We start from the raw sequence: 2,613 nt of genomic DNA on the forward strand, positions 1-2,613 counted from the left end.
TTTGCGATGATTGTTCTGGCGTGTAGCATTGGCTCGGCGCATCCCAGCGCGCCAGGCGCGCCGGGTAGGACAATCAGCCCCGACCGCGATAGGGGGCGACCCCTTGGTCGGGGATCCATACGTCTCGAGGCATGGCACCCGTTTGCCAGAACACATCGATCGGCATTCCGCCGCGCGGATACCAGTATCCGCCGATCCGCAGCCAAGCGGGCTCGAGGAAGTCCACCAGCCGGCGCGCAATCGAGATGGTGCAATCTTCGTGGAAAGCGCCGTGATTGCGGAAGGACGTGAGATAGAGCTTCAGCGATTTCGACTCCACCAGCCAAGCGCCGGGAACGTAGTCGATGACCAGGTGCGCAAAGTCGGGCTGCCCCGTCATCGGGCAAAGCGAGGTGAACTCGGGCGCGGTGAAACGCACGTTGTAGAGAACATCGGCCTGCGGGTTGGCCACCCGCTCCAGCTCGGCCGTCTCGGGGCTTTCGGGAATGCGCGTTTCGCCGCCAAGCTGCTTGAGGTTGCTGTAGATCGTGTCGGTCATGAAATCTCTCCGGAAGATCAGACGCCGCGCTTGTTGCCCCAAATCAGGACATGGAGCTGCGGCAGGATGCGGGGCGCGAACCAGCGGTCCGCCATCGCGGTCTCGGTCAGCCAGCCGAGCCGGTCGGCGAGCGCCTGCGGATCGACCGGCACCGCCGGATCGACCTCGGGGTTGCCGGGCTGCAGGAAGAGCGGCAGCTCGGGGTGGCGGCTGTGCGCGTCCTTCGCCCACGCGTAGTCGCGCTGGTCGAAGATGACGATCTTCATCACGGTTTCGCGGGCGCCGCGTCCGGCCTCGACGCATTCCGCGAAGAGGCCCCAGTCGACCGTCTCGCCGCTGGACGGCGGCTTGGGCGACAGGACCAGCGTATCGAGATCCGAGAACCACGCCCGCGGCACCGACCCCTGGGTTTCGCAGGCAAACCGGTAACCCGCGGCGCGCCCCATCGCGATGAGCGGGCCGAAATCCTGGATCGCCGGGTTGCCGCCACTGATCGAGACGGTGATGGGCTGCCCGTCGGACAGGCGGCGCAACTCTGCCCAGATCGCGTCGGGCGTCATGGCCGCCCACTGCTGGCGATAGGCGCTCTCCACCGCGTGCAGGCTATCGCACCACGAACAGCGGTAATCGCACCCGCCGGCGCGCACGAACAGCGTCGGCTCGCCGATCAGCGCGCCTTCGCCCTGGATCGTCGGGCCGAAGATTTCGGCAATGCGAAGGGTCGTCATGGCCGGTACTCGGCCCAGGTCTTCGGGGTTTCGCTGACCAGCACGGCGCTGGTCTCCGGCCACCGGGCCTTGCACCAGTCATGGAAGTGCTTGGCCATGTTCTCGGCGGTCGACGGCATATCGAGCACATCGTTCAGGTGCCGGTGGTCGAACGTGTCGTCGATATAGCTCTTGAGCGGCTTGAGATCGTGGTAGTCACGCACGAATCCGTCCTCGTCGAGCGTCTCCGCAGCCAGCTCCACCACCACGATGTAGTTGTGCCCGTGCAGCCGGGCGCATTGGTGATCGGCGGGCAGATGCGCGAGCTGGTGCGAGGCCGAGAAGTGGAACTCCTTCCGGATGCGAAACATCAGCGGGCCTCCCGCTCGGCGACTGCGCCGGCCCAGAAATCGGGATCGGCATAGGTCGTCGGGTCGGCAATGCCCGCCAGATGGAAGGCTTCGCGCCGCTCGACGCAGGTGCCACAGCGCCCGCAATGCACCTCCCCGCCCTTGTAGCAGGACCATGTCTCGGCGAAGGGGGCATGGTATTTCGCGCCTTCGGCCACGATGTCGGCCTTGGTTCGGTTCACGAACGGCGTGTAGAGTTGCACGTCGGCATAACCGTCGAGCGCCATGCGCTGCATCGCATCAAAGGCCTGCGTGAAGGCCGGACGGCAGTCCGGGTAGATGAAGTGGTCGCCGCCATGGACCGCGGTGGCGACGGCATCGTCCCCGTTGGCGGCAGCGACACCGAAGCCGATGGCCAGCATGATCGCGTTACGGTTCGGCACGACGGTGATGCGCATTGTTTCTTCGGCGTAATGGCCGTCGGGCACGTCGATGTCATCGGTCAGCGCAGATCCCGTCAGGGCGGCGCCAACAGTACGCATGTCGATGAGGTGGTGCGGCACACCGAGGCGACGCGCCGCAGCAGCGGCATAGTCGAGTTCCTTGCGGTGGCGCTGGCCGTAGTCGAAGGACACAAGCCGGGTGAGCTGATGCTCTTCGGCGGTGATGTGGGCGAGCGACACGGAATCGAGTCCGCCCGAGCAGATGACGAGAGTTTTCATTCTGGACCCTTGTTTTGTTGACCGGGTAGGCTGCGACCGGTGGGGGGCGTTTAGTCGTGATGCCGCGATCACGCAAGAGCCCTTCCGGGCGGGCCGCGCTGGCCAGGTCTCCAGACGTTGCCCGCGCGCTCACACCCAGGCTCGACCTCCTTTGACATCCTTGCAGTGCATTCTGCTCTGTCTAAGTGGGGCTGAGATCAGTCGGCTGCGTGTCGCAGTCATTCATGCAATCCGCAGCGAAGGACCGCATCCGCCCTTTGTTCCGGAGCACGCCATAATGCTCTGCATGGTGCGAT

General features: G+C 65.2%; 4 protein-coding genes. All 4 read right to left on the reverse strand.

Going from position 1 to position 2,613, the window contains the following annotated elements; all coding sequences use genetic code 11:
- Positions 1-73: 73 nt before the first annotated feature.
- The 4 genes from queF to queC are packed head-to-tail and all read right to left on the reverse strand — an operon-like array spanning position 74 to position 2,317.
- A complete protein-coding gene (gene queF / locus LCM15_RS22660; protein WP_224860083.1) occupies positions 74-538 on the reverse strand; it encodes a preQ(1) synthase in 465 nt (154 codons plus the stop codon).
- Positions 539-555: 17 nt separating this feature from the next.
- On the reverse strand, positions 556-1,266 hold the full coding sequence (gene queE, locus LCM15_RS22665; protein ID WP_224860084.1) for a 7-carboxy-7-deazaguanine synthase QueE: 711 nt from the start codon (positions 1,264-1,266) through the stop codon (positions 556-558).
- Positions 1,263-1,616 carry a 6-carboxytetrahydropterin synthase QueD gene (gene queD / locus LCM15_RS22670; RefSeq protein WP_224860085.1) on the reverse strand — a complete coding sequence of 118 codons (354 nt, stop codon included), beginning with the start codon at positions 1,614-1,616 and terminating at the stop codon, positions 1,263-1,265. Before queD ends, queE begins: the two co-directional genes overlap by 4 nt.
- Entirely contained in the window at positions 1,616-2,317 is a 702-nt protein-coding gene (gene queC, locus LCM15_RS22675) for a 7-cyano-7-deazaguanine synthase QueC (RefSeq protein ID WP_224860086.1), read from the reverse strand. The genes queD and queC overlap by 1 nt, the downstream gene beginning before the upstream one ends.
- Between the last annotated feature and the right edge of the window lie 296 nt (positions 2,318-2,613).

It is taken from the genome of Salipiger bermudensis, assembly GCF_020171625.1.
GTDB lineage: Bacteria > Pseudomonadota > Alphaproteobacteria > Rhodobacterales > Rhodobacteraceae > Salipiger > Salipiger bermudensis_B.